Genomic DNA, 24446 nt, shown 5'->3' with positions numbered 1-24446 from the left:
TATCTTGTCCCTCCGAGCCCTAGCCGACAGCCGTGAAGATGTCGATGGAGCCCGACTTGAGTGTCACGATGGCGCGCTTGGTGTCCTTGCGCTTGCCGATTCCGAACTTGGTCCGGCGCGTCTTGCCCGTGCGGTTCAGCGTGTTGATGCTGTCGACCTTGACGTCGAAGATCTTCTCGATGGCGAGCTTGATCTCGGTCTTGTTCGAACGCGGGTCGACGAGGAAGGTGTACTTGCCCTGGTCGATCAGCGAATAGCTCTTCTCGGAGACGACCGGCGAGATGACGACGTCGCGGGGGTCTTTGTGGATGCCGCTCATGCGGTGGCCTCCTTCTTGGTCTTCGCGGCCACGAAGGCCTCGAATGCGCTCTTGGTGAAGACGATGTCGTCGGAGACGAGGACGTCGTAGGCGTTGAGCTGGTCCCAGGTGATCACGTGGACCTCGTCGACGTTGCGGACGCTCTTGCGGGTGAGGTCGTCCTCGCGCTCGATGACGACGAGCACGTGCTTGCTGGTCGAGATCGTGGCGAGCAGCTCGAGAGCCGTCTTGGTCGAGACGACGTCGGCGACGAAGCCCTCGACGACGTGGACGCGGGCGCCGCGAGCGCGGTCCGAGATGGCGCCGAGCAGAGCCGCGGCGATCATCTTCTTGGGGGTGCGCTGCGCGTAGTTGCGGGGCGTCGGGCCGTGGACGATGCCACCGCCGGTCATCTGGGGAGCGCGGATCGAGCCCTGACGAGCGCGACCGGTTCCCTTCTGCTTGAACGGCTTGCGGCCGGCGCCGGAGACCTCGCCGCGGCCCTTGACCTTGTGCGTGCCCTGACGAGCGGCAGCGAGCTGGGCGACGACGACCTGGTGGATGAGCGGCACGTTGGTGACGACATCGAAGATCGCGGCGGGAAGCTCGACGGAGCCGGACTTGGCGCCCTTGGCGTCGAGGACGTCGACGGTGCTGGTGGGTGCAGTGGTGGTAGCCATGCGCTAGTTCCCCTTCACGGCGGTGCGGACGAAGACGATGCGACCGCGAGCACCGGGGACGGCGCCCTTGACGAGCAGCAGACCCTTCTCGGCGTCGACGGCGTGCACCGTGAGGTTGAGGACGGTGACGCGCTCCCCACCCATGCGACCGGCCATGCGCATGCCCTTGAAGACACGGCTCGGGGTCGACGAAGCACCGATGGAACCGGGCTTGCGGTGGTTGCGGTGGGCACCGTGCGAAGCGGAGACACCCTTGAAGTTGTGGCGCTTCATGACACCGGCGAAGCCCTTGCCCTTGGACGTGCCGACGACGTCGACCTTCTGTCCGGCCTCGAAGGTGTCGACCGTGAGCTCCTGGCCGAGTGCGTACTCGGCGGCGTCTGCGGTGCGGACCTCGGTGAGGTGGCGGCGGGGGGTGACGCCGGCAGCGTCGAAGTGGCCCGTGGCGGGCTTGTTCGCCTTGCGCGGGTCGATCTGGCCGGCGGCGATCTGGACGGCGACGTAGCCGTCCTTCTCCTCGGTGCGGACCTGGGTCACGACGTTCGGCGAGATCTCGACGACGGTGACGGGGATGAGCTTGTTGTTCTCGTCCCAGACCTGGGTCATGCCGAGCTTCTTGCCGAGCAGGCCCTTGACGTTCTTGGTAGTGGTAGCCATTCTGACGAGCCCCCTACAGCTTGATCTCGATGTTGACGTCGGCGGGGAGGTCGAGACGCATGAGCGAGTCGACGGCCTTCGGCGTCGGGTCGATGATGTCGATGAGGCGCTTGTGCGTGCGCTTCTCGAAGTGCTCGCGGCTGTCCTTGTACTTGTGCGGCGAACGGATCACGGCGATCACGTTCTTCTCCGTGGGGAGCGGCACGGGGCCGACCACGGTCGCACCGGCACGGGTCACCGTGTCGACGATCTTGCGAGCTGACGTGTCGATGACCTCGTGGTCGTACGACTTCAGCCGGATGCGGATCTTTTGTCCCGCCATGTGTGACTCTCTCTCGATGTATACGTCGCGCACCTTCACGGGGCCGCCTGACGCGCCTGCCGAAGCAGACTGGGTCTTGATCAGACTCGGGTCACTCGGGTCGCATCCGGGCAGATATCTGCCGGTGACGACCGTCGCACCACTGTTTTCGTGTCAAAGCCGGCGGAGTCCTCGCGGTGCTCCCCGACCGTGTCGAACCCGCGAGAGATTCCCGCTCGCCCGGCCTAGAAGATGATGCTCTGGACCACGCACGGCGACCGCCCTGGGGAGGTCATCTCTCGGCCCGCGACCGACTCCGCGTGGAAGCCGCTCCCGGATCCGGCCCGCGGTGATTTCTCGCCGAGGCCTTCGGATTCGATTGAAGAGGTGTCCTGCTACCCGCGGCCCAGATCGCGTCTCGGTGAGACGCTGCTCCTGTGCACTGCCTGGCAGTGATTCGCACCCGCGCCGAAACACAAGGTGGAAGTGTTGAACCAGATAATCTTGCCACAGCCCGGCATTTGCTGCAACCCGGGCGTGTCGCGCCTGTCGGGGCCCCGATCACGGGCCCGCAGGAGCCGCGGAACGGGCCACGGCCGGCCCCGCGAGCCGGCTCAGTCCTCGAGCGGCCGGAACCAGGGCGGGTAGATCGCGACGCGGGGCGACGCGCCTCCCGCCGCCTTGATCAGGGCCTTGACGCGGTCGCGGACCCGGTCGTTCGGGACGCCGATGAGGCTGACCACGTCGAGGTCGACTGCGCCCGGGACGAGCACCTCGACCTCGAGGAGCTCCGGGTCGTCGAAGGAGGCCCGACGGACGAGCATGTTGCCGTCGGAGAGACCGGTCGCGAAGCGCGTCAGCGTCGAGCTCGCGTCTCCGTCGGTGACGACGAACTCCTCCGGGAGGGACGTCACGGGCGCGACGAAGACGATGTAGTCGGTGGGACGGGACGAGCGGGCGGCGGCGGACCAGCGGGGGCCCTCGGCTCCTCGACGGATCTCGTTCCAGCTCGACGCCTCCGGCGAGAGGGAGAACGGCACGTGCGCGGCGACGGTCGCGCCGGTCGGCAGGGCGACGGACGCGCGCTTCTCGCGCGCCTCGGGCGAGCTCGCGTCGAGCTCGGGGACCGCCTCGGCCGAGAGGCGACCGTCGGCCAGGATCAGCTCGAGGTTGGACACGTGGGTCCAGTGGTGCGCACGCATCGAGCCGAGGTCGACGTCGGGCAGGGGCTGCTCGGCGACCACCCGCTTGGCGCCGGGAACGCGCGCGGGGGCGCGGGGGGTCGTCTTCTTCGCGGCGGCGGGTCGTGCCCGCGACGTCGTCGGGGCCTCCTGCACCTCCGGAGCCTTCCGGGGCGAGCAGATGTCGCAGAGGGCTTCATCCAAACCGTGGATGCACTCGGTCACAGGGTGGTCCTTTCGCGTGCGCCGAGGGGGTAGCGCGCACGACAGTCCACGTTACGGGACTTCGGACACCCCGCGGAACAGCAGGGCCCGCACCTCGGTCTCGGCGGACGCGAGCCTCGACGGGTCGATGGTCTCCCCGGCGGCGTAGGCGTCGACGAGGCGGGGGTCCACGTAGCTCTTCTTCGCGATCGCGGGGGTGTTGCCCAGCACGGCCGAAGCGTCACGCATGGCCTGGGCGAGCGCGCGCTGCCGGGTCGTCTTCGAGGCGGCAGGACCGGCCTTCGCGAGACTGACCGCGGCGGCGACCGTCCCGTGCAGCGTGCGGAAGTCCTTCGCCGTGAACTCGCCCCCGGTGCGCTCGTGGACGTAGGCGTTGATGTCGGCGGCGTGGATCGGGCTCCAGGAGCCGCCCGGGCGCTCCCGCGAGGCGAGCAGCCGAGCCCTCCCTCCGCGTCGCTTGAGGCTCCGGACGATCGTCGCGAGATCGGCGTCGACGATCTCCGAGTCCCACGCCTGCCCGCTCTTCGCGGGGAACGCCAGCCCGACGGTGTCGCCGCTGACCGTGGCGTGCGCGCAGAGGAGCGTCGAGAGGCCGTGGCTCCCGTGCTCGGCCGCGTAGCGCTCCGAGCCGACACGGAGGGACCCGGTGTCGAGCATCCGGAAGGCCGCCGCCAGCACGCGGGCCCGATCGGGTTCGTCGCGCCGGAGATCCATCGTCACGAAGCGTCGCGCGGTGGGCAGCGATTCGGCGAGGGCGAGGGCGCGGTCGAACTTGATGCGGTCCTTCTGCTCCCGCCAGGTGGGGTGGTAGACGTACTGGCGGCGCCCCGCGCCGTCGACCCCGGTCGCCTGGATGTGGCCGTTCGGGTACGGCGCGATCCAGACGTCGGTCCACGCCGGCGGGATGGCGAGCGTCTCGATCCGGGCCCGCAGCTCGGGATTGGTGACGGTCCGCCCCTCGGCGTCCCGGTAGGTGAATCCCTTGCCGGAGCGGGAGCGCGTCAGCCCGGGGTGGGCGGCATCGGAGCGGCGGAGTCTGGGCATGCTGAACAGCCAACTCCGGGCATCCTGCGATCTGGCGGAGCGGGGGACGCAGGATGCACGAGACCCCCGGCGCTCTCGGCGTCGAGGGTCTCGGTGAAGCGGTCGCTACTGGTTGCCGATCTTGTCGTCGGCAGCGTTCTTCGCGTCTTCGATCTTGTCGTGGAACTTGCCGCCGGTGATCTTGTCGGCGGCGCCGGCGACGGCGTCGAGGATGCTGTCGCTGACCTCCTCGGCCTTGTCGCTCTTGAGGGCGTCCTGCACCTTGCCGTCTTTCAGGAACTCCTGAGCCTTCTTCGTGACGTCGTCGAAACCAGCCATGTCGCCCTCCCTTGCGCCGGTCTCTCCGGCTTTTCGACCATCCTGCCCCGGCGCCGGACGAGGTGCAACAGGTTCGCGACGACGAAAGACGGGCCGGACCCGGAGGTCCGACCCGTCTCTCGCGGTGCTGGAGTGCTGGTGGTGCTACTTGATGATCTTCGTGACCGTGCCGGCGCCGACCGTGCGGCCACCCTCGCGGATGGCGAAGCGGAGTCCGTCTTCCATGGCGATGGGCTGGATCAGCTCGACCGTGATCTCCGTCGTGTCGCCGGGCATGACCATCTCGGTGCCCTCGGGCAGCGTGATGACGCCGGTGACGTCGGTGGTACGGAAGTAGAACTGCGGACGGTAGTTCGCGTAGAACGGGTTGTGACGGCCACCCTCATCCTTGGACAGGATGTAGACGTTCGCCTCGAAGCCGGTGTGCGGCGTGACCGAACCGGGCTTGACGATGACCTGGCCGCGCTCGACGTCCTCGCGCTTGGTGCCGCGGAGGAGGAGACCGGTGTTGTCACCAGCCTGAGCCGAATCGAGCAGCTTGCGGAACATCTCGATGCCGGTGACGGTGGTCTTGACGGTCGGGCGGATGCCGACGATCTCGACCTCCTCGTTGACGTTGAGCTGACCGCGCTCGACACGACCGGTGACGACGGTTCCACGACCGGTGATCGTGAAGACGTCCTCGATCGGCATGAGGAACGGCTGGTCCGTCGCACGGATGGGCTCCGGGACGCTCTCGTCGACGGCGGCCATCAGCTCGGCGACCGACTCGCCCCACTTCTCGTCGCCCTCGAGGGCCTTGAGAGCGGAGACCTGGATGACGGGCGCGTTGTCGCCGTCGAACTCCTGGCTCGAGAGGAGCTCGCGGACCTCGAGCTCGACGAGCTCCATGATCTCCTCGTCGTCGACCATGTCGGCCTTGTTGAGCGCCACGACGATGTAGGGGACGCCGACCTGGCGGGCCAGGAGGACGTGCTCACGGGTCTGGGGCATCGGGCCGTCGGTGGCGGCGACCACGAGGATCGCGCCGTCCATCTGCGCCGCACCGGTGATCATGTTCTTCACGTAGTCGGCGTGGCCGGGAGCGTCGACGTGAGCGTAGTGACGCTTCTCCGTCTGGTACTCGACGTGCGAGATGTTGATCGTGATACCACGAGCCTTCTCTTCGGGCGCGTTGTCGATCTGGTCGAACGCGGAGGCCGTGTTGAGGTCGGGGTACTTGTCGTGCAGAACCTTGGTGATCGCCGCGGTGAGCGTCGTCTTACCGTGGTCGACGTGACCGATGGTTCCGATGTTTACGTGCGGCTTAGTCCGCTCGAACTTGGCCTTCGCCACTGTGGGTCCTCCTCAGGACTCTGGTGCAGTTCCTGCGGCCGGCCGGATGTTCTCCGGCCGACCCGCAGACCCTGCGCATTGGTGTGTATTCATGCTACGCGACCGAGGCTCGGGCGCGTAGTTCGGGCTCTGGTGCCCTCTCGAGACCTCGCGGCCTCTGAGGGCTATTCGCCCTTGTTCTTGGCGATGATCTCTTCCGCGACGTTCCGAGGAACCTCGGCGTACGACTGGAAGGTCATCGAGTAGACGGCTCGACCCGAGGTCTTCGACCGGAGGTCGCCCACGTAGCCGAACATCTCGGACAGCGGGACACTCGCCCGGACGACCTTGACGCCGCTGGCGTCCTCCATCGAGGCGATCTGGCCACGACGCGAGTTCAGGTCGCCGATGACGTCGCCCATGTACTCCTCGGGCGTGCGGACCTCGACGGCCATGATCGGCTCGAGCAGCGCGGGACCGGCCTTGCGGGCGGCTTCCTTGTACGCGATCGATCCGGCGATCTTGAACGCCATCTCGGACGAGTCGACGTCGTGCGCCGCACCGTCGAGGAGCAGCGCGCGGACACCCACGGTGGGGTAGCCCGCGAGGACGCCGACCTGCATGGCGTCCTGGATGCCGGCGTCGACCGATCCGATGTACTCGCGCGGGACGCGACCACCGGTGACCTTGTTGACGAACTCGTACGACGCCTCGGCCGTGACCTCGAAGGGCTCCAGAGCGATCTGGACCTTCGCGAACTGGCCGGAGCCACCGGTCTGCTTCTTGTGCGTGTAGTCGTAGCGCTCGATGCCCTTGGTGAGCGTCTCGCGGTAGGCCACCTGGGGCTTGCCCACGTTGGCCTCGACGTTGAACTCGCGCTTCATGCGGTCGACCAGGATGTCGAGGTGGAGCTCGCCCATTCCCTTGATGACGGTCTGGCCGGTCTCGATGTTGAGCTCGACGCGGAACGTCGGGTCTTCCTCGGCCAGCTTCTGGATGGCCAGGGAGAGCTTCTCCTGGTCGGCCTTCGTCTTCGGCTCGATGGCGACCTCGATGACGGGCTCCGGGAAGGTCATCGACTCGAGGACGACCTGGTCGGTCGGGTCGCACAGGGTGTCGCCCGTGGTCGTGAACTTCAGACCGATGACCGCGTAGATGTGACCGGCGGTCACGCCGTCGACGGGGTTCTCCTTGTTGGAGTGCATCTGGAAGATCTTGCCGATGCGCTCCTTCTTGTCTTTCGTCGAGTTGATGACCTGCGCACCGGACTCGATGTGACCCGAGTAGACGCGGACGTACGTGAGACGACCGAAGAAGGGGTGCACCGCGACCTTGAAGGCCAGGGCCGAGAACGGCTCCGACGACTCCGGCTTGCGGATGATGATCTTCTCGGCGTCGCGGACGTCGTGGCCCTCCATGGGCGGCACGTCGAGGGGCGACGGGAGGTAGTCGATGACGGCGTCGAGCATGGGCTGGACACCGCGGTTCTTGAAGGCGGAGCCGCAGAACACGGGGTAGAGCTCGGAGGAGACCGTCATCTTGCGGACGGCGCCCTTGATCTCGGCGACCGTGAGCTCCTCGCCACCGAAGTACTTCTCGAGCAGCGCGTCGTCGGACTCGGCGACGGTCTCGAGGAGCTTGTGGCGGTACTCCTTGGCCTTCTCGAGGAGGTCGGCGGGGATCTCCTCGATCTCGTACTTGGCGCCCATCTCGACGTCACCCTTGGCATCGCCGCGCCAGGTCAGCGCGCGCATCTCGACCAGGTCGACGACGCCCTCGAAGGAGGACTCCGCACCGATCGGGAGCTGCATGACCAGCGGCTTGGCGCCGAGGCGGTTGATGATGGTGTCGACGGTGAAGTAGAAGTCGGCGCCGAGCTTGTCCATCTTGTTGACGAAGCAGATGCGCGGGACGTCGTACTTGTCGGCCTGACGCCAGACGGTCTCGGACTGGGGCTCGACGCCCTCCTTGCCGTCGAAGACGGCGACGGCACCGTCGAGGACACGGAGCGAACGCTCCACCTCGACCGTGAAGTCGACGTGACCGGGGGTGTCGATGATGTTGATCTGGTTCTTGTTCCAGAAGCAGGTGGTCGCAGCGGACGTGATGGTGATTCCACGCTCCTGCTCCTGAGCCATCCAGTCCATCGTGGCAGCGCCGTCGTGGACTTCACCGATCTTGTGGGTGATACCCGTGTAGAACAGGATGCGCTCGGTGGTCGTCGTCTTGCCGGCATCGATGTGAGCCATGATGCCGATGTTGCGGACCTTGTTCAGGTCGGTGAGCACGTCCTGTGCCACGGGATCCTCCGATTGGGGGGTTTAGAGAGGGGGATTGCTGCCCGGTCGGCGCGGTTGGCGCCGACCGGACGGAGCCGGGGTTACCAGCGGTAGTGCGCGAAGGCCTTGTTCGACTCGGCCATCTTGTGCGTGTCTTCACGACGCTTGACGGCGGCGCCGAGACCGTTCGACGCGTCGAGGATCTCGTTCATGAGACGCTCGGTCATCGTCTTCTCGCGGCGAGCCTTCGCGTAGCTGGTGAGCCAGCGGAGGGCGAGGGTGTTCGCGCGGTGCGGCTTGACCTCGACGGGCACCTGGTAGGTGGAACCACCGACGCGGCGCGACCGGACCTCGAGGGTCGGACGGACGTTGTCGAGAGCCTTCTTGAGCGTCGCCACGGCGTCCTGGCCGTTCTTGGCCGAGACACCGGCGAGAGCACCGTAGACGATGCGCTCGGCGAGACCCTTCTTTCCGTCGAGCAGGATCTTGTTGACCAGCTGGCTCACGATGGGGGCGCCGTAGACGGGGTCTGCGACGACGGGACGCTTGGGAGCGGGACCCTTACGAGGCATTACTTCTTCTCCATCTTCGCGCCGTAGCGGCTGCGAGCCTGCTTGCGGTTCTTGACGGCCTGCGTGTCGAGGGCGCCGCGAACGATCTTGTACCGAACACCGGGGAGGTCTTTCACACGACCGCCGCGGACGAGCACCATCGAGTGCTCCTGGAGGTTGTGGCCCTCACCGGGAATGTACGCGGTGACCTCGGTGCCGTTGCTGAGCTTGACGCGAGCAACCTTGCGGAGGGCCGAGTTCGGCTTCTTGGGGGTGGTGGTGTACACACGCGTGCACACGCCACGCTGCTGGGGGTTGGCCTTCAGGGCGGGGGCCTTGGTCTTGACGACCTTCGGCGTGCGTCCCTTTCGGACCAGCTGCTGAATAGTTGGCACTGGTTCTCCTCTGACGTACTTCTCGGTTCTGGCCGCCCCGGTCGGACGGCTTCCTCATCTCCGGAGCACACACGCCACACGTCGTCATACGAAGCGTGTCGTCTGGTGCGTCTCCCTGCATCGGCGCAGAATGGCCGTGAAACACGGCGCACCTTGCAAGTGACGCAGCCCGATCGGACCGGCGAGAAGTTCGCCGAACCGAAGAGACGGTTCGTTCCGGCCTCGTGAAACCACCGGAATCCGGGCGCTCGATAAAGCGCACACCCGAGCAAGACTATCTGTCGCTCAGGCCTTAATCAAACGGCGGCGGGTGCGCCCGGAGCGAACTGCGGGGCCTGCTCGTGGTGCGCGGCGGCCAGGACCACGACGGCGAGCGCGGCGGTGACCGCGGGCACGCTCTCGATGAACGGGGCGGGCGCGAGCTGGGCCATCTCGGCATCGCGGATCCTGCGCTCGCTCTGCGCGGCGGCGTGAGACGCCGCGAGGCGCTCAGCCCGGCGACGGGACCGGAGGCGCAGCAGCACGACGGCCGCGATGATCGCCCAGATGGCGTTCACGATCGCGGACGGGTACGCGCCGTGCACGGCGACGTTGATCGAGATGCAGACGGCACCGACCAGGTTGGTCCACTGGTAGAGCCGCCCGTCGGGCAGCCTCCCGAGGGAGAAGAGGGCGTAGCCGGCCAGGATGACGAGGGCTCCGAACCAGCCCAGGATCTCGATGAACACGCTCAGTCTCTCCGTTATCTTTCGAGCGCGACGAAGCGGCCGGGAGAAGACCGGCGCCTCGGGGGGAAGTGCCCGGGACGAGCCGGACGAGCAATTCTAAGCACGCTCCGGCACCCGTTTCGACACCCCGGACGAGGGTGATACTCAGAGGTCGTCGTGGTGCCCCGACGGCCGGCCGGCCGCCGCCTCGTGACGGGCGACGAGCAGGGTCCCGGCGACGACCGCGGCAGCCCAGACGGCGGACACGACCACGAAAGCGGACGACGCGTAGCGGCCCGCGAAGAGGACGAGCCAGACCGCCTCCCCGCGTTCGAGCGCGTAGATTCCGCTGCCGACGAGCAGCATCGCGACGAACGCGACCACGGCGGCGACGACGGCGGGCGGCAGGATCCGGGGGGTCACCCCGTCGCGCTCGGCCACGCCGAAGGAGCGCGCGAGAGTCAGGAACACGACCGCCATCGCGGCCAGGACCATGGCGGGGCCGAGGAGGGTCCCGGCATCCTGCTCGACGATGACGTCGCGGTTCGAGGCGTAGGACACGATGCCGATCGTGAGGACCACGAGGCCGAGGTGGGTGACCGTGGCCATGATCGCGAGGAGGCCACGGGACATGCTCCGAGCCTACGCGCGGCGCGGTGGAGCGGGGCGGGGCTGGTGCTGCGGGGGGGGGGGGGGGGGGTGAGCCACGGACCGGTCGATCGGGACCTCCGACCGGTCCGTGGCGGCTTGGGGGCCGTCCGGCGGCTGCCGGGCGGCGGGTGCGGTGCGACGGCTGCCGTGCGGCGGATGCCCGCCTCGGGCTACTTGCCGGCCGCGGTGTCGGCCGACGAGGCGTCGGTGGCGGTCCCGGCGGCGGTCGACGTGGAGGTCGACTGCTGCTGGGCCTTCGCCGAGGCGGCGTCGGTGAGGGCGTAGACGAGGCCGGAGATGGTCCAGTCGTTGGGCGACTGGGACGCCGCCGCCGCTCCCGAGGCCGCGCTGCTGGTCTCGGTGGACGACACCGAGCTCGTCACCTGCGTCACGAGGAAGAGGCGGGGGCCGTCGTGGAGGCCCTTGAGGAACTCGAGGGCCTGCGCGTAGCTGCCCTTGATCTCCACCGAGACCGGGATCGCCGAGAAGTTCGCGGCGGTGATCAGCGGGCTCGTGACGACCGCCGGCGCGACGGGCAGCGTGCTCGTCGGAGCCGCGGTCGCGGACGGCGACGGGCTCGCGGTCGCGGTGGCGGACGACGACCCGGTGGCGGTCGCCGCGACCGCGGGCGGCGTGTACGCCTCGGCGTCGCCGTTGACGATCTTGACGATCGTCGTGTCGGTCTTGTCGGCCAGGGTGTTGTACTCGCGGATCAGGTCGGCGAGGCCACCGGTCTGCGGGATCGACGCCTTGAGGCTCGTCAACTGCGTCGTGAGGGAGTCGAGCTTGGAGTAGGCGCTCTCGAGCGTCTTGGTGCTCTCGACGAGGGAGGCGTTCTGAGCCCGGACGCTCGTCTCCTGCGCCGACGCGCTGTCGGCGGCCTGGAGCTGCGGTTGGACGCCGAGGAGGAACCCGCCGGCGATCACGGCGAGCGCCGCGACCGCGGCGCCGATCATCAGGAGACGATTGCGGTCCATGGTCACTTGTCCTTGGTGGTGTAGCGGCCCGAGTAGGCGGCCTGGGTGATGTGCATCGTGATGTTCGCCGTGTAGAGCTTCGTCGACGCGTCGAACGCGACGCTGCCCGGCGAGGCGTCGGTGTAGCCCGGCAGCTTCGTCAGGTCGTCCAACCAGGTGGGCACGGCGGGGAGTTCGGCGCTGGTGGCGGTGAACGTGAGGGTCGCGACGCGCTCGCCCTGGAGCGGGGTCGTCGCCTGGGCGTAGGCCTTGAGCGGATCGGTCGAGTCGATCGTGACCGAGGTGATCGTGACGCCGGTCGGCAGGCTCGCCTGGACTTTCGCCAGGTAGGTGTTCCAGTCGATCTCGGTCGATCCCCCGACGCTCTGCGCGGCCGACACGAGTGTCGACTGCGCCTGGTACGTCCGGACGTCCTTGTACTTCGTCTGCTGGGCGAGCAACTCGCCCGTCTGGGCCTGCGAGTCGGCGAGCTTCGACTTCGCGCTCGCGGAGTAGAGCGTGGCCGAGCCGGTCCCGATCACGACGAGGGCCGCGACCACTCCGACGGCGAGCCAGGCGCGGCCGACCATCTGGCCGCTGCGACGTTCGGCCCGGACCTCGGGCGGAAGGAGGTCCACGCGGGGTTCCGCGCCCGCGCCGAGTCCCGCGGCGCGGACGTCACCCCGTCGCGGCGCCTTCGGAGCACGCTGCGGTGCGGCGGCGGACTCGACGGTGGCTTTCGCATTCCGGGCCCGGGGTGGAGCGTCCGGGGTCGGCTTGGGCGTCTTCGCGGCGCGAGCCGGTTTCTGAGGCTGCGCACCCCCTTCGGCGGCGCGTTGCGCGGCCTTGGTCAGGTAGAACTTCATGCGGCACTTCCTAGGGCGAGTCCGAGGGCGACGGTGTACGAGGAGGCGTTGCGACGCAGCTCGTCCTGAGCGACGGAGCGTCCGAAGGCGATGGAGTCGAAGGGGTCCGCCTCGACGACGGGCAGCCGTGTGACCTCGGCGAGCGCCTCGGGGAGGCCGAGGAGTCGAGCGCCCCCGCCCGTCAGGACGATCCTGCTGACGGTCTCCTGCGGGCGCGTGTTGGCGTAGTAGCTGACGGTGTTCCGGAGGCTGCCGAGCAGCTCGTTGACCGTCTCGAAGATGACGCTCGAGGCGACGCGGTCCTCCTGGACGGTGGACGTGGAGACGAGTCCGAGGGTGCGCTTGGCTCCCTCGGCGAGCTCCGTGGGGATCTCCAGCCGGGCTGCGAGGTCCTTGGTCACGTCGTCGCCGCCGCTCGGGATGATCCGGACGAACTGCGGCACGCCGCTCGACACGAGGACGACCGACGTGGTCGACGCCCCGATGTCGATGAGGGCCACCGTCTCCGGGGCCTGGCCGCGATCGACCAGGAGCCGCGTGACGGCGAACGGGATGAGGTCGACCCCGATCGTCGTGAGCCCCGCGAGCTTGGAGGCGCGCACGTTGCCGAGCACGGCGTCCTTGACGGCGGCGATGAGGAGACCGTTGATGACGGGCCCGTGCTCCCCGACACCTTCGGAGACGGGGTAGAAGTCGAGGAGCGCATCGGCGACCGGCACGGGCAGCATGTCCTGGACCTGGAAGGGCAGGGACTCCTTGATGCGGGCCTTCGACGCCTTCGCGACGGTGAGGTCGCGGGCGAGGACGCGCTGGTTGCCCATGCCGAGGACGACCTGCTTGCTCTTGAAGCCGGCCTGCGACCACAGGGTCTTGAGGACGTCGGCGACCGTCTGGGGCTCGAGGACCTCGCCGCGGCTCACCGATCCCTGGGGCAGGCGGATCTCGCCGAAGCGGACCAGCGTGGGGCGCGAGGAGGCGGCGCCCGAGATCTCGACCGCGCGAAGGGTGTCCGCGCCGATGTCGACACCGACGATTGTCTTGCTCATGGTGCGCTCGCTTTCTGATTCGGAAGGGTGGGGGGCTCAGACGAGTCCGAGGAGGGACAGATACGCGGTCCACACGGCGCCGCCGGCGAAGATGCCGATCCAGGCGCCGGCGAGCATCCAGGGGCCGAACGGGATGCCGGACTTGCGTCCGGCTCGCCCGCGGGCGATCAGCGAGACGGCGAAGACCGCCCCGAGGAGGAAGGCCGAGAAGGCCCCGACCACCAGGGGCCCCCACCCGAGCCAGCCGAGGAAGAGACCGAGGACACCCGCGAGCTTGACGTCGCCGAAGCCCATGGCGGCGGGGTAGACCGCGCGCATCAGGCGGTAGCAGGCCCAGAGGGCGACCATGCCGATGCCCGCGCGTCCCAGGGCGGCCCAGTCGCCGGCGAGCCCGCTGGCGAGGGTGAGCAGCGCCGCCCCCACGAGGTACGACGGGAGCACGATCGCGTCGGGCAGACGGTGGACGTCGACGTCGATGAGGCCGAGCGCGACGCTGATGGCGGCGAGGTAGAGGAAGGCGACGAGCGCGACCAGCGAGGGGCCCAGCTCCGGCGCGGCCGTCATGAGGGCACGGGCGGGGACGAAGCGGACCGCCACGGCGACGAAGAAGACGGCGGTGGCCATCTCGACGATCGGGTAGCGGGCCGAGATCGACTCGCTGCAGTTCCGGCAGCGACCGCGGAGCAGGAGCCACGACACGACGGGCACGTTGTCGTACGCCTTGATCGCGCTGTGGCAGGTCGGGCAGGTGCTCGGCGGCGAGACCACCGAGAGCCCGTTGGGCACGCGGTAGACGACCACGTTGAGGAACGATCCGATGAGGAGGCCGAGGCCTCCTCCGACCACGACGATCGCGAGGATCCACGGGAGGACGGTGAGCATCACTTCGAGCTCCCGTCGGGGTTCATGGCGGTGGGGACTTCCTCGAGGACGGTGACGCCGTAGGTCGTCGTCACCGGCGAGAGGAACTTCGGCGGCGCCTGGTAGAGGAGGCGCTGGTCGTAGTTGTAGTTCTTGACGTAGCCGTTGGAGCCCGTCGTCACGACACCGCGGTAGTTCTGAGCGATGGCGCCGTAGACGTTCAGCGTGCCTCGCGCCCCTCCGCCGTAGGTCGACTGGACCTGGATCATGTCGGAGACGGAGATCATGGCGGCGTCGATCGTGCGGTTGTAGTCGTTGTTGTACGCGGCGGTGTTGAGGAGAGCCGTGGCGTTGCAGCTGCCGCTGAGGCAGGATCCGCTGTACTTGAGCGGATTCCAGATGAAGATCGGGTTCTGGCTGACGAGCCCGAGGAGGTCGGCGTTGGTGTCCCGGTAGAGGATGTCGTCGGTGATGTAGGTGTAGTTGGCCGACGAGATCGTGTTCTGGCCGTGGAACGTCCCCTGCACGAAGACGTCGCCGTTTCGGGTGCCGTAGGGGCACGCGTACGACGGAGCGGGCGCGGCCTCGCCGGCGATGGGGTAGCCGACGCCGTTGCCGGATCCGGTCGCCTGGTTGGTCGTCGCGTCGAAGCCGCAGTTCTGCGGCAGCGTCGTCGTCGACGTGTAGTTCTTGTCGGCCGAGTTGGTCGGGATGTTCTGGACGTAGATGAGGTTGTTGCTGATGACCGGGATCGTCGCGCCGGCCGCCGAGGCGAGGCCGTTCGTCGCGGTGCCCGGGGTCCCGCACTGGCTCGGGTTGGAGCCGGCGGTGTAGTTGCCGTTCGCGTCGGGGCTCGCGATGTTGGTGAACTTCGTGTTCGGCGACTTGACGGTCATCAGACCGTTGCCGGACCCGTCGACGCTGTAGACGATCTTCGTCGGGCCGGTGTAGAGGCAGCCGGGGCGGGGGACGGTCGAACCGGTGAGGTCGGAGCGCGTCTCCGCGATGAGGTTGCCGTTCGTGGCGGGGATACCGATCGTCGACGCGTACGTCGGGCCCGTGGACGGCTGCGCGGGGAACGACTGCCCGGAGCACGCGGTCCCGTTGGAGTCGGTCGCCGTGTACCGCTTGCCGCCGACGACGTTCGGGTTCGACGTCGTGACGATGCCCTTGAAGGTCGCCGCGCAGATGCGGATCGTGTCGTTGGAATGGACGGGGCCGTTGATCGTGTCGCCGTTGCCGAACGCGATGTTGCTGCAGCTGGTCGAGCGCCCCGCCCAGGCGTACTTCGAGCAGGAGGCGACCGTCTGCCCGCCCGTGGGCGTGTAGATGTTGGGGTCGAGGACCTCGAAGTTCGTGAAGTAGAGGAAGTTGATGAAGCCCTGCTGGCGGAGGTTCGCCACGACCGAGCGGACTCGCTGGCCGACCTGCCCGGTGACGCGGATCTTGAGCGTTCCGGTGGCGGCGTAGGTGGAGTTGTCGACCTCGTACCGGTAGCGGGCACCGCTGTCCGTCGTGCCGTCGGCCTTCTTGATGGTCTGCCAGGTGCCACCGGTGCCGATCCCGAAGGCCGGGTTGGCCTGGGCGCCCGTCGGCAGGGTCACCGAGCTCGCAGCGCTGAAGGGCGCGGCCGGATTCCCGTACTTCTGGTAGGCGTTGTCGTTCGAGAGGTGCGCCTGGTAATCCTCGAGACCGGCGTACGCGGCGGCGATGGCGCCGTTCCAGTCCTCGTCGGAACTCGACTTCTTGAGGCCGGACACGGCGAACGAGATGGCGGTGGCCGACACGATCGTGATCACGACGCCGAAGATGAGGGCCATGGCGAGGGCCACGCCGCTCTCCCCCTGGCTCGCGTCGAATCCGAGCATCCGGCGAAGTCGCCTCATGAGACCGCTCCCGTGTTCGTCAGGTTGGGGATCCCGACCGTGTTCTGCAGGGTGACTCCCGTGTCGGTGCTGGTGGAGGAGTTCTTGACCTTCAGCGTGATCTGGACGGCCGCCACCAGGGGCCACTGGGCCGGCAGGAGCGAGCCGCTCGCCTGGGGGGCGATGGCCGCCCCGTCCGCCCCGAGGTAGGAGAAGAGCGCCGGGTCGGACCCCTGCTGCGGCGCGACCGCCGTGGCGATGACCCGGGTCGCCGACGTCGACGTCGCACCGGTGAAGTTCCAGTAGCCGCTGCCGATGTCGGTCGCCTGCGTCGTGGTCTCGAGGAGGCGGCGCTGGGTGTCGATGGAGAAGGTGACGCGGATGGGACGCTGCGTCGTGTCCTTGAAGTTGACGAAGGCGAAGACCGTGAGCGACTCACGGCTGGCGTCGCCGAACGCGGGCGTCGGTGCCGCGTTCTGCACCGGGTTGTTCGTCCCGGCACGGATGATGCGCGACATCTCGTTCATCCCGTTGGACGCCTGGCGGACGTTGGCGTCCGTCTTCTGACCGAGCGACGTCGCGCGGGTCAGCGAGACGAAGATGCCCATGACGACGGCCATCATGATGCCGAAGATCGTGATCGTGACGAGGAGCTCGGCCAGGCTGATCCCGGCGTCGGCGGCCTCGCGGTCGCGACGCAGCGCGCCCGGCATCGCCTCGCGGATCCGGCGCATCATTTCGTCCTCGGATCGAGCATGACCTTGTTCAGCGCGAGGCTGAACGCCGTCTGGCCCGTGGTCAGCGGGGTGATGTTCGTGAAGAGGACACCGCTGTAGAGACCGCCGGAGGTGGTCTGCGTGGCCACGGTCCAGGTGCCGAACGGGACGGCGAGAGTCACCTGGTACTGCGTGCCCGACACCGTCGGGACGACGGGATACACGTAGGTCTGCGCGATGTTGCAGCCGGGATCGTCGCCCAGGGGCGACGTCGACGAGAGGGTGACGAAGCGGACGTTGGAGGCGACGTTGACGCGGATCACGCCCATGGCGACGTTCATCGGCTGGGTGTCGGCCGGCTGCGCGGAGACGAGCGGCTGGCGCTTGCCGGTGGTGTTGCCCGATCCCTTGGGCCAGGCCTCGGGGTCGGTGTCGACGCAGCTCTGCGCGGCCGTGGCCGGCGCGTAGCGGCCCGCGAGCGCCTGGTATCCGCCCTGGGACGGGCTGACGTACTGCGTCAGGGCCGGCGTCGTCGCCGTGTACTGGGGCAGGTTGCTCAGGAAGCTGGTGGCGAGGTTCGAGGGGAGAGTGGCGCCGCCCGGGGCGTAGTTGCTGGCGTACTGCATCGAGTAGATCGCCGCGGGGTCGTACGCGAAGATCGCCGACGCCGAGCCTCCTGCCCCCACGCTGACGGACTGGCTCGGGGTCGCGCTCTGCGCCTGGTCGCGGTACTGCGCGCCCGAGTAGGAGAGGGTGACGGTGTAGCTGCCGGGGGTCACCTTGAGGGCGAACGCGCAGCCGTTGGCGTCGGTGGCGTCCGGCTGCGCCGCGAGGGAGACGGCCGTGTTCGAGGCCACGCTCGAGTCGGGCGCGATAGTCACCGAGACACCGGACGTCGAGCCGAGGCCGACACCCGACTGGACGGTCACGAGGATCGTCCCGAAGTCGGGGTCGTTGATCTTGCTGTTCGGCGCGAGGAGGGTGTTGGTCGACGTGCTCTGGGCCGAGGAGCCGGAGCCCCAGGTCACGGTCGTGTTGACCTGCTTGTAGAGGAGCGCCCCGCCGCCGGCGCCGCACTGGGAGGAGATCCCGCTCGTGCTGACCCAGTTGACATTACGGGTGAGCTTGTAGGTGGTGCCGTTCTGCTGGGAGACGACGGGGGTCGTCGTCGACTGGACGTCGAACACATCGGGCGTGCTGCGGGCCCGGTCGACGTCCTGGGCGGCGAGGTTGGCCGCGACCTCGCGGCTCCTGCTGTCGCCCGTCATCGTGAGGACGGTCCCGACGGCCGCGATGGCCCCGACGGTGATCACCGCGAAGACGAGCATCGCCACGACGACCTCGACGATGGTGAGGCCGGCGTCGGTCCGCTCGTCGGGGAGGTCGAGGCCGAGGATCCTGCGGATGGTCTTCACGGTGGTTCACCTCCTTCGGGTGAGGCGTCGGGCGGGGAAGTCTGGGTGGGGTGCTGTGGGTGGATCGCGCTTCAGGGCGGACACCGCGGGGTGTCCGCCCTGAGACGAGGGGTGTTAGGAGATGGTGCAGGCGGTGGTGCTGACGCCCGCGGTGGAGGTCGCGTAGAACGTGCCGCCACCCTTGCTGATGCCGATGATGCAGAAGTCACCCGAGGTGCCGGTCGGGCCGTAGTTCAGCGACGTCGTGCTCGAGCTGAGCGTGGCTCCGGCGTTGGGGAAGTCGGTCGTGGCGCCGCCGGTCTGGGCGATCGGGAAGCCGGTCGGCGAGGTGACGACGGCGGTCCACTTCGTGGGGAGCGCGCCGTTGTTCGTCTGCAGCGACACGACGGCCGTCTTGACGTTCGTGATGTCCGACTGCGTGCCCGAGTTCTTGGCGTTGTTCTGCACGCCCAGGTACACGGGGATGGCGATCGCGGCGAGGATGCCGATGATGATCACGACGACGAGGAGCTCGATGAGGGTGAAGCCCTTGTCGTCCTGCTCGGCGATGTTCTTGCGGCGAGCGTTGAGCTTGCCCATGAGCGTGAAGTACATGATTGTCCGTTTCGGGGAAGGGGGATGGGGAGGGAGGTGGAGGCAAGCTCTGCCTGCCAAGAGAGACGTTATTTGGCGATCAAGCGACCCCCAATCCCTCCTCCGGGGGGTTTTCGGCGTTTTCGTGACCCCAGTCCGGGGCGCGCGCGGTGCGGGAGAACCCCTGATGAGGGGGTGGTTGCTAGATCGTCGAGGTCGCCCCGAACGGGGCACAGAGAAGCCCCGCCGACCACGGGGGTCGGCGGGGCTCACGGCGGAGCGGAACCCGCTCAGGGAGTCGTGACGAGGGCCGTCTGGTAGACGCCGGCGGCCGTGCAGGAGCCCTTGGCCACGCCGATCTGATCGGTCGCAGCGAAGCTCGTCCCCGACTTGCTGATGGCCAGAACGCAGAAGCCGGTGGCCGACGGATAGAACGTCAGGCTCGTCGTGTTCTGCCCCTGGGTCGCCCCGGACTTCGCGAGCTCCGCCGTCAGCGGCGTCCCGGCCGACGACCAGGTCGTCTTGGTCGTCGCGACCGCGGAGCCGTTCGTCGTCTGGTAGCTCACCACGGCCGTCTTGAGGTTGCCGAGGTCGGACTGGGCGCTGGAGTCCTTCGCGTTGTTCTGCACGCCGAGGTAGACCGGGATGGCGATCGCCGCCAGGATCCCGATGATGATGACGACGACCAGGAGCTCGATCAGCGTGAACCCGTCGTCGTCCCCGTCCGGTCGAGGTTTCCGGCGGTGGACGAGGTCGATGAGAGGTCGAGGGGGCATGGCTGCAATTCCGTTCGTGCTGAGCGGCTCAGTGGATGAGCGACGTGATCTTGAAGATGGGCAGGTAGAGGGCGACGATCATGCCTCCGACGACGACGCCGAGGAAGGCGATGAGGAGCGGCTCGATCAGCGACGTGAGCGCCTCCGTGGTGGCCTGCACCTCCGCGTCGTAGAAGTCGGCGATCTTCATCAGCATCGTCTCGAGCGACCCGGAGTCCTCGCCGACGGAGATCATCTGCGTGACCATCGCCGGGAAGACGGCCGCCTCGGTGAGCGGCGTGGCGATGGACTCGCCCTGCCGGACCGACTCGGCCACCTCGACGAGGGCCTTCCGGAGCACCCAGTTGCCGGAGACGTCGCCGACTATGCGGAGGGCCGTCAGGATGGGGACGCCGGCGCCGATCATGTTCGAGAAGTTCCGGCTGAACCGGGCGATGGCGATCTTGGTCATCAGGGGGCCGAAGACGGGGAGCTTCAGCTTGAGCGGGTCGACGATGGATCGGACCCGGTCGGTGTTCTTGTTCACCCGCCACCAGGCGCCGAACGCGATGCCCACGACGAGCCCGATGGGGATCACGTAGACCATGGCGTGCGAGGCGTAGACGAGGAGCTGCGTCGGGAGCGGCAGCTTGCCGCCCAGCGACGAGAACATGCTGCTGAAGATGGGAACGATGAACGTCAGCATCACCACCACCGCCACCAGCGACATCACCAGCACGACGACCGGGTAGGTCATCGCCGACTTGATGGTGCCGACGAGCTTGACCTCCTTCTCGAAGTTGGTGGCGAGCGAGTCGAGGGCGCCCTCGAGGAATCCGCCCGTCTCTCCGGCGCGGACCATGTTGATCATGATCGGGGGGAGGTCCTGCTTGTGCTTGCCGACGGCGTCGGAGAACGAGACACCGGTCTCGACGTCCTCGCGGATCTCCGAGAGGATCTTCGCCAGCCGCGGGTTCTCGGTCTGCTCGGCGAGGATCGACAGGGTCCGCAGGAGCGACAGGCCGGAGCCGATCATCGTCGCCATCTGGCGGCTCATGATCGCGAGGTCCTTGAGCTTGACGCCCTTGGTGAAGCCCGGGATGGAGATCTCGCGCTGCAGTCCCGTCGTCGACGACTCCGAGATCGCGATCGGCGAGACGCCCATGGTGCGGAGACGGGTGACGACGGCGCCCTCGCTGGACGCCTCGACCTTGCCCTTGACGACCTTGCCGGCGGCGTCGCGGCCGCGGTAGGCGTAGGTGAGTGCGGTGGCCATCAGTGGTCGCTCCCCGAGAAGGCGTCTCCGAAGTCGATCCCGCCGGCGGCGAGACCCTGCGACGCACCGGTGTCGGTGCGCGTGACGAGGCGGTGGAAGCCCTCGGTGTCGTGGACCTTGTCCATGGCGGCCTTGAGCGTCACCTTGCCGGTGTTGACGAGCTCGGCGAGATCCTGGTCCATGGTGTGCATGCCGAGGTCGCGACCGGCCTGCATCGACGAGGAGATCTGGTAGGTCTTGCCCTCGCGGATGAGGTTCCCGACCGCGGGGGTCATCATCATGATCTCGGTGGCGACGATCCGGCCCCGGCCCGTGGCGCGCGGCACGAGGGTCTGGCAGACGACGCCCTGGAGGGTGGAGGCCAGCTGCGTGCGGACCTGGTCCTGCTGGTGGGGTGGGAACACGTCGATGACGCGGTCGATGGTCTGCGCTGCATCCTGCGTGTGGAGGGTCGCGAAGACCAGGTGGCCCGTCTCGGCGGCGGTGAGGGCGACGGAGATGGTCTCGAGGTCGCGGAGCTCGCCGATCAGGATGACGTCGGGGTCCTGGCGCAGCACGTGCTTCAGCGCGTTCGCGAAGCTGTGCGTGTCGGAACCGACCTCGCGCTGGTTGACGAGCGCGCGCTTGTGCTGGTGGATGAACTCGATCGGATCCTCGACGGTCACGATGTGGTCGGCGCGGGTGCGGTTGACGAGGTCGATCAGGGCGGCGAGGGTCGTCGACTTGCCGGATCCGGTCGGCCCCGTCACGAGGACCAGGCCGCGCGGCAGGCCGGCGAACTTCGACACCGCGGGGTCCATGCCGAGCTGCTCGAGCGTCTTGATCTCGGTCGGGATGAGGCGGAACACGGCGCCGAGGACGCCGCGCTGCTGGTAGAAGTTCACGCGGAACCGCGAGTCCTCCGAGAGCGAGTAGGCGAAGTCGAGCTCGAGCTGCGTCTGGAACTCGCGCTGGCGGTCGGCCGACAGGAGGCTCGACAGGGCCCGACGGACCTTCTCGCGGTCCCAGGGCAGGGTCGACAGGACGGGCTGCAGGTGTCCGTCGATGCGGATGCTCGGCGGGGCGTCGACCGTGATGTGGAGGTCGGAGCCGCCCTGGAGGACGACCTGGCAGAGGGCCTCGATGAGGTCGTGGTCCGCCTGGGTCAGGGCGTGCTGGCTCAGCGCGATGGACGAGGCGGCGGTCGGCGGGGCGACCGGGGCGGCGGGGACCTCGGCGGCCGCGACGTGCGAGGCGCCCTGGGGCGCGACGAACGACGAAGGGTCAGGAGCCTGGTCGACCGGTGTCGGTGCGGCCCAGGACGCCTGCGGCACCTCCGGCGGCGGGAACGAGGCGGCCGGCTGCTGGGCGGGCGCCACCGGCTCCGCCGCGGGGGCGGGTGCCGACCACGACTCGGCCGCGGGGAACGACGACGCGGGCCAGGCCGGCGGCGCGCTCTGACGGGGCGAGGGGAGGTCGAAGACGTGCGGCGACTCGGGCGCGCGCGTCGGATCGATGTCGTCGAGGTCGGCGATCGACGACGGGATCTCCCACGTCGGCGTGGCACGTCCGGTGCCCGAGGGGGCGTCGTCGTCGAAGTCGTCCGCCTCGTCCTGCTCGCGCAGCCAGCGGCGGCTGCCCACGGGGGCTGGGGACCAGCCTCCTGCGGCCTCCGCCTCGGAGGCGTCGTCGAGGGAGTAGACCGGGCGCTTCGTGCCGTCGGGGTCCGGCAGGTCGTAGATCGGGTCGCTCATCGGGGGTCCATTCGGTGGTGGTCGGAAACGGTCGGCCGCTAGGCGACGACGCGGAGGATCTCTTCGACGCTGGTGAGGCCCTGCTTGGCCTTCTCCCAGCCGTCCTGACGGAGGGTCAACATGCCCTGCTCCTGGGCGAGTCGGCCGATCTCGGCGCTCGAGGCGCGCTTGACGGCGAGGCGTTCGATGTCCTCGGAGACGGCCATGACCTCGTGCAGGGCCACGCGGCCGCGGTAGCCGGTGTTCGAGCACGACTGGCAGCCGACCGGCTCGAAGATGACGGGCGGCGCGAGGTCCGGATCGATGTGGAACTTCAGGGCGTTGAGGTGCATGGGCGTGTAGTCGGCGGGGCGCTTGCACCGGTCGCAGAGGCGGCGGGCGAGGCGCTGAGCGACAACGCAGTCGAGGGCGCTGCCGACGAGGAACGGCTCGATGTCCATCTCGGTGAGGCGGACGATGGCGCTGGGTGCGTCGTTCGTGTGCAGCGTCGAGAGCACGAGGTGGCCGGTCAGCGACGCCTCGATGGCGATCTGCGCCGTCTCGTGGTCGCGGATCTCACCGAGGAGGACGACGTCGGGGTCGGACCGCAGGATGCTCCGCAGAGCGCTCGCGAACGTCAGGCCCGCCTTCGGGTTGACCTGGACCTGGTTGATCCCGGGCATCCGGTACTCGACCGGGTCCTCGACCGTGATGACGTTGATCTCGGGCCGCGCGACGGCGTTGAGCGTCGTGTAGAGCGTGGTCGACTTGCCGGATCCGGTCGGCCCGGTCACGAGGATCATCCCGTACGGCTTCGAGTACGACTCGGCGTAGACGTCGAAGTTGCGCTCGAGGAGGTTGAGGTCGCGGAGGCTCATCGACGTGTTCGAGTTGTCGAGGATCCGCATGACGACCTTCTCGCCCCACACCGTCGGCAGCGTGGCCACGCGGAGGTCGATCTGGCGGTTGCCGTGGCGGACCGACATGCGGCCATCCTGGGGCTTGCGACGCTCGGCGATGTCGATGTCGCTCATGATCTTCAGGCGCGAGATCACGCCGTTCTGGATGCTCTTCGGGGCGGGCTGCATCTCGTGGAGGACGCCGTCGATGCGGTAGCGGACCCGCACCTCGTTCTCGCCCGGTTCGATGTGGATGTCGGAGGCCTGGTCGGTGATGGCCTGGCTGACGAGGAGGTTGACGAAGCGGACGATCGGGACGTCGTCGTCGGGGCCGCTGCCGAGATCCATCGACGACTGCTCGGACGCCGTGTTCTCCTCCTCCAGCGTGGAGGTGAGGTCGTTCAGCTCGTCGTCGGCGCGGATGTACCGGTCGATGGCGGTCTTGAGGTCGCCCTTCTCCGCCATGACCCACTGGATGGGCAGGCGGGAGGCGGCGCGCACGTCGTCGAGGGCGAACACGTTGCCCGGGTCGCTCACGGCGACCTGCAGCTCCCCGCCGATGATCGCGATCGGCAGGGCGCCGTGGCGGCGGCAGACGGCGGCGGAGACGGCCGTGACCGCGTTGCGGTCGACCGGGTAGTCGAGGAGCTCGACGAAGTTCATGTTCGCGGCGGCCGCACGGGCCTTGGCGATCTGCAGCTCGGAGACGATCCCGCGCGCGAGCAGGTCGCGGACCGACGCCTCCTCGTCCGAAGGGTTCGACATCAGGTCGAGCTGCTCGATGGGCAGGAGTCCGTGCAGGATCAGGATCTCGGTCATCGACGCCATGCGCTACCTCCTAGGACGGGGGCTGTGCCGAGACGGTCTGCGCAGCCCTACCCGGCTCGAGTTCCGGGCGAGGCAAG

Annotated in this window: 25 protein-coding genes; all 25 read right to left on the bottom strand. The window is 68.4% G+C overall.

All coding sequences use genetic code 11. The features are described from left to right. Positions 1-19: 19 nt before the first annotated feature. Positions 20-319, bottom strand: coding sequence for a 50S ribosomal protein L23 (rplW, locus tag AS850_RS01495; protein ID WP_119867523.1), 300 nt, complete (start codon positions 317-319; stop codon positions 20-22). Beyond that, a complete protein-coding gene (gene rplD / locus AS850_RS01490; RefSeq protein ID WP_119867522.1) occupies positions 316-978 on the bottom strand; it encodes a 50S ribosomal protein L4 in 663 nt (220 codons plus the stop codon). The genes rplW and rplD overlap by 4 nt, the downstream gene beginning before the upstream one ends. Before the next feature lie 3 nt (positions 979-981). Continuing rightward, positions 982-1635: a 50S ribosomal protein L3 gene (gene rplC, locus AS850_RS01485; protein WP_119867521.1), complete on the bottom strand. Its 654-nt coding sequence runs from the start codon at positions 1633-1635 to the stop codon at positions 982-984. A gap of 13 nt (positions 1636-1648) precedes the next feature. After that, on the bottom strand, positions 1649-1957 hold the full coding sequence (gene rpsJ / locus AS850_RS01480) for a 30S ribosomal protein S10 (RefSeq protein ID WP_055964962.1): 309 nt from the start codon (positions 1955-1957) through the stop codon (positions 1649-1651). A 593-nt stretch (positions 1958-2550) separates the two neighbouring features. Further along, on the bottom strand, positions 2551-3342 hold the full coding sequence (locus AS850_RS01475) for a DarT ssDNA thymidine ADP-ribosyltransferase family protein (RefSeq protein ID WP_123955411.1): 792 nt from the start codon (positions 3340-3342) through the stop codon (positions 2551-2553). Between the two features lie 51 nt (positions 3343-3393). Continuing rightward, entirely contained in the window at positions 3394-4386 is a 993-nt protein-coding gene (locus tag AS850_RS01470; protein ID WP_119867519.1) for a DNA topoisomerase IB, read from the bottom strand. 105 nt (positions 4387-4491) lie between these two features. Beyond that, positions 4492-4704, bottom strand: a complete 213-nt coding sequence (locus AS850_RS01465; protein ID WP_119867518.1) for an Rv0909 family putative TA system antitoxin — start codon at positions 4702-4704, stop codon at positions 4492-4494. A 144-nt stretch (positions 4705-4848) separates the two neighbouring features. Continuing rightward, positions 4849-6039, bottom strand: a complete 1191-nt coding sequence (tuf, locus tag AS850_RS01460) for an elongation factor Tu (protein ID WP_119867517.1) — start codon at positions 6037-6039, stop codon at positions 4849-4851. Positions 6040-6203: 164 nt separating this feature from the next. Next, the gene (fusA, locus tag AS850_RS01455) at positions 6204-8318 is read right to left on the bottom strand and encodes an elongation factor G (protein ID WP_119867516.1); all 2115 of its coding nucleotides are present in this window, start codon (positions 8316-8318) and stop codon (positions 6204-6206) included. An 80-nt stretch (positions 8319-8398) separates the two neighbouring features. Beyond that, positions 8399-8869, bottom strand: a complete 471-nt coding sequence (rpsG, locus tag AS850_RS01450; RefSeq protein ID WP_055964944.1) for a 30S ribosomal protein S7 — start codon at positions 8867-8869, stop codon at positions 8399-8401. Next, complete coding sequence (gene rpsL / locus AS850_RS01445; RefSeq protein WP_055964941.1) at positions 8869-9243, bottom strand: 30S ribosomal protein S12; 375 nt, start codon at positions 9241-9243, stop codon at positions 8869-8871. Before rpsL ends, rpsG begins: the two co-directional genes overlap by 1 nt. 296 nt (positions 9244-9539) lie before the next feature. Beyond that, entirely contained in the window at positions 9540-9971 is a 432-nt protein-coding gene (locus tag AS850_RS16655; protein ID WP_216819834.1) for a CBU_0592 family membrane protein, read from the bottom strand. A gap of 144 nt (positions 9972-10115) precedes the next feature. Further along, entirely contained in the window at positions 10116-10583 is a 468-nt protein-coding gene (locus AS850_RS01435; RefSeq protein WP_119867515.1) for a DUF6121 family protein, read from the bottom strand. A gap of 188 nt (positions 10584-10771) precedes the next feature. Next, a complete protein-coding gene (locus AS850_RS01430) occupies positions 10772-11578 on the bottom strand; it encodes a hypothetical protein (protein ID WP_119867514.1) in 807 nt (268 codons plus the stop codon). A 2-nt stretch (positions 11579-11580) separates the two neighbouring features. Next, on the bottom strand, positions 11581-12423 hold the full coding sequence (locus AS850_RS01425) for a hypothetical protein (RefSeq protein ID WP_119867513.1): 843 nt from the start codon (positions 12421-12423) through the stop codon (positions 11581-11583). Further along, positions 12420-13469 carry a type IV pilus assembly protein PilM gene (gene pilM, locus AS850_RS01420; RefSeq protein ID WP_119867512.1) on the bottom strand — a complete coding sequence of 350 codons (1050 nt, stop codon included), beginning with the start codon at positions 13467-13469 and terminating at the stop codon, positions 12420-12422. The genes AS850_RS01425 and pilM overlap by 4 nt, the downstream gene beginning before the upstream one ends. Before the next feature lie 36 nt (positions 13470-13505). After that, positions 13506-14351 (bottom strand): prepilin peptidase, encoded by an 846-nt coding sequence (locus AS850_RS01415; protein ID WP_119867511.1) that lies wholly within the window; start codon positions 14349-14351, stop codon positions 13506-13508. Next, a complete protein-coding gene (locus AS850_RS01410; protein ID WP_119867510.1) occupies positions 14351-16198 on the bottom strand; it encodes a pilus assembly PilX family protein in 1848 nt (615 codons plus the stop codon). The genes AS850_RS01415 and AS850_RS01410 overlap by 1 nt, the downstream gene beginning before the upstream one ends. A 14-nt stretch (positions 16199-16212) precedes the next feature. Continuing rightward, positions 16213-16929, bottom strand: coding sequence for a PulJ/GspJ family protein (locus tag AS850_RS01405; RefSeq protein ID WP_119867509.1), 717 nt, complete (start codon positions 16927-16929; stop codon positions 16213-16215). Beyond that, positions 16929-18326, bottom strand: coding sequence for a type IV pilus modification PilV family protein (locus AS850_RS01400; RefSeq protein WP_119867508.1), 1398 nt, complete (start codon positions 18324-18326; stop codon positions 16929-16931). Before AS850_RS01400 ends, AS850_RS01405 begins: the two co-directional genes overlap by 1 nt. Before the next feature lie 114 nt (positions 18327-18440). Beyond that, positions 18441-18920: a type II secretion system protein gene (locus AS850_RS16995; RefSeq protein ID WP_119867507.1), complete on the bottom strand. Its 480-nt coding sequence runs from the start codon at positions 18918-18920 to the stop codon at positions 18441-18443. Positions 18921-19189: 269 nt separating this feature from the next. Next, positions 19190-19675, bottom strand: a complete 486-nt coding sequence (locus tag AS850_RS16755; protein ID WP_236940793.1) for a type II secretion system protein — start codon at positions 19673-19675, stop codon at positions 19190-19192. 28 nt (positions 19676-19703) lie between these two features. After that, positions 19704-20930, bottom strand: coding sequence for a type II secretion system F family protein (locus AS850_RS01385; protein WP_119867506.1), 1227 nt, complete (start codon positions 20928-20930; stop codon positions 19704-19706). After that, complete coding sequence (locus AS850_RS16980; protein ID WP_119867505.1) at positions 20930-22663, bottom strand: type IV pilus twitching motility protein PilT; 1734 nt, start codon at positions 22661-22663, stop codon at positions 20930-20932. The genes AS850_RS01385 and AS850_RS16980 overlap by 1 nt, the downstream gene beginning before the upstream one ends. A 38-nt stretch (positions 22664-22701) precedes the next feature. Next, positions 22702-24369, bottom strand: coding sequence for a GspE/PulE family protein (locus AS850_RS01375; protein ID WP_119867504.1), 1668 nt, complete (start codon positions 24367-24369; stop codon positions 22702-22704). Between the last annotated feature and the right edge of the window lie 77 nt (positions 24370-24446).

It is taken from the genome of Frondihabitans sp. 762G35 (assembly GCF_002074055.1).
GTDB lineage: Bacteria > Actinomycetota > Actinomycetes > Actinomycetales > Microbacteriaceae > Frondihabitans.
Note: the sequence above shows the minus strand (reverse complement) of the source record. Positions and strands in the feature narration are given on the sequence as shown.

Coding starts and splice junctions, on each gene's coding strand:
- rplW (WP_119867523.1), bottom strand. CDS start 319: ATGAGCGGCATCCACAAAGACCCCCGCGACGTCGTCATCTCGCCGGTC.
- rplD (WP_119867522.1), bottom strand. CDS start 978: ATGGCTACCACCACTGCACCCACCAGCACCGTCGACGTCCTCGACGCC.
- rplC (WP_119867521.1), bottom strand. CDS start 1,635: ATGGCTACCACTACCAAGAACGTCAAGGGCCTGCTCGGCAAGAAGCTC.
- rpsJ (WP_055964962.1), bottom strand. CDS start 1,957: ATGGCGGGACAAAAGATCCGCATCCGGCTGAAGTCGTACGACCACGAG.
- AS850_RS01470 (WP_119867519.1), bottom strand. CDS start 4,386: ATGCCCAGACTCCGCCGCTCCGATGCCGCCCACCCCGGGCTGACGCGC.
- AS850_RS01465 (WP_119867518.1), bottom strand. CDS start 4,704: ATGGCTGGTTTCGACGACGTCACGAAGAAGGCTCAGGAGTTCCTGAAA.
- rpsG (WP_055964944.1), bottom strand. CDS start 8,869: ATGCCTCGTAAGGGTCCCGCTCCCAAGCGTCCCGTCGTCGCAGACCCC.
- AS850_RS01435 (WP_119867515.1), bottom strand. CDS start 10,583: ATGTCCCGTGGCCTCCTCGCGATCATGGCCACGGTCACCCACCTCGGC.
- AS850_RS01430 (WP_119867514.1), bottom strand. CDS start 11,578: ATGGACCGCAATCGTCTCCTGATGATCGGCGCCGCGGTCGCGGCGCTC.
- AS850_RS01425 (WP_119867513.1), bottom strand. CDS start 12,423: ATGAAGTTCTACCTGACCAAGGCCGCGCAACGCGCCGCCGAAGGGGGT.
- pilM (WP_119867512.1), bottom strand. CDS start 13,469: ATGAGCAAGACAATCGTCGGTGTCGACATCGGCGCGGACACCCTTCGC.
- AS850_RS01415 (WP_119867511.1), bottom strand. CDS start 14,351: ATGCTCACCGTCCTCCCGTGGATCCTCGCGATCGTCGTGGTCGGAGGA.
- AS850_RS01410 (WP_119867510.1), bottom strand. CDS start 16,198: ATGCTCGGATTCGACGCGAGCCAGGGGGAGAGCGGCGTGGCCCTCGCC.
- AS850_RS01405 (WP_119867509.1), bottom strand. CDS start 16,929: ATGCGCCGGATCCGCGAGGCGATGCCGGGCGCGCTGCGTCGCGACCGC.
- AS850_RS16995 (WP_119867507.1), bottom strand. CDS start 18,920: ATGTACTTCACGCTCATGGGCAAGCTCAACGCTCGCCGCAAGAACATC.
- AS850_RS16755 (WP_236940793.1), bottom strand. CDS start 19,675: ATGCCCCCTCGACCTCTCATCGACCTCGTCCACCGCCGGAAACCTCGA.
- AS850_RS01385 (WP_119867506.1), bottom strand. CDS start 20,930: ATGGCCACCGCACTCACCTACGCCTACCGCGGCCGCGACGCCGCCGGC.
- AS850_RS16980 (WP_119867505.1), bottom strand. CDS start 22,663: ATGAGCGACCCGATCTACGACCTGCCGGACCCCGACGGCACGAAGCGC.
- AS850_RS01375 (WP_119867504.1), bottom strand. CDS start 24,369: ATGGCGTCGATGACCGAGATCCTGATCCTGCACGGACTCCTGCCCATC.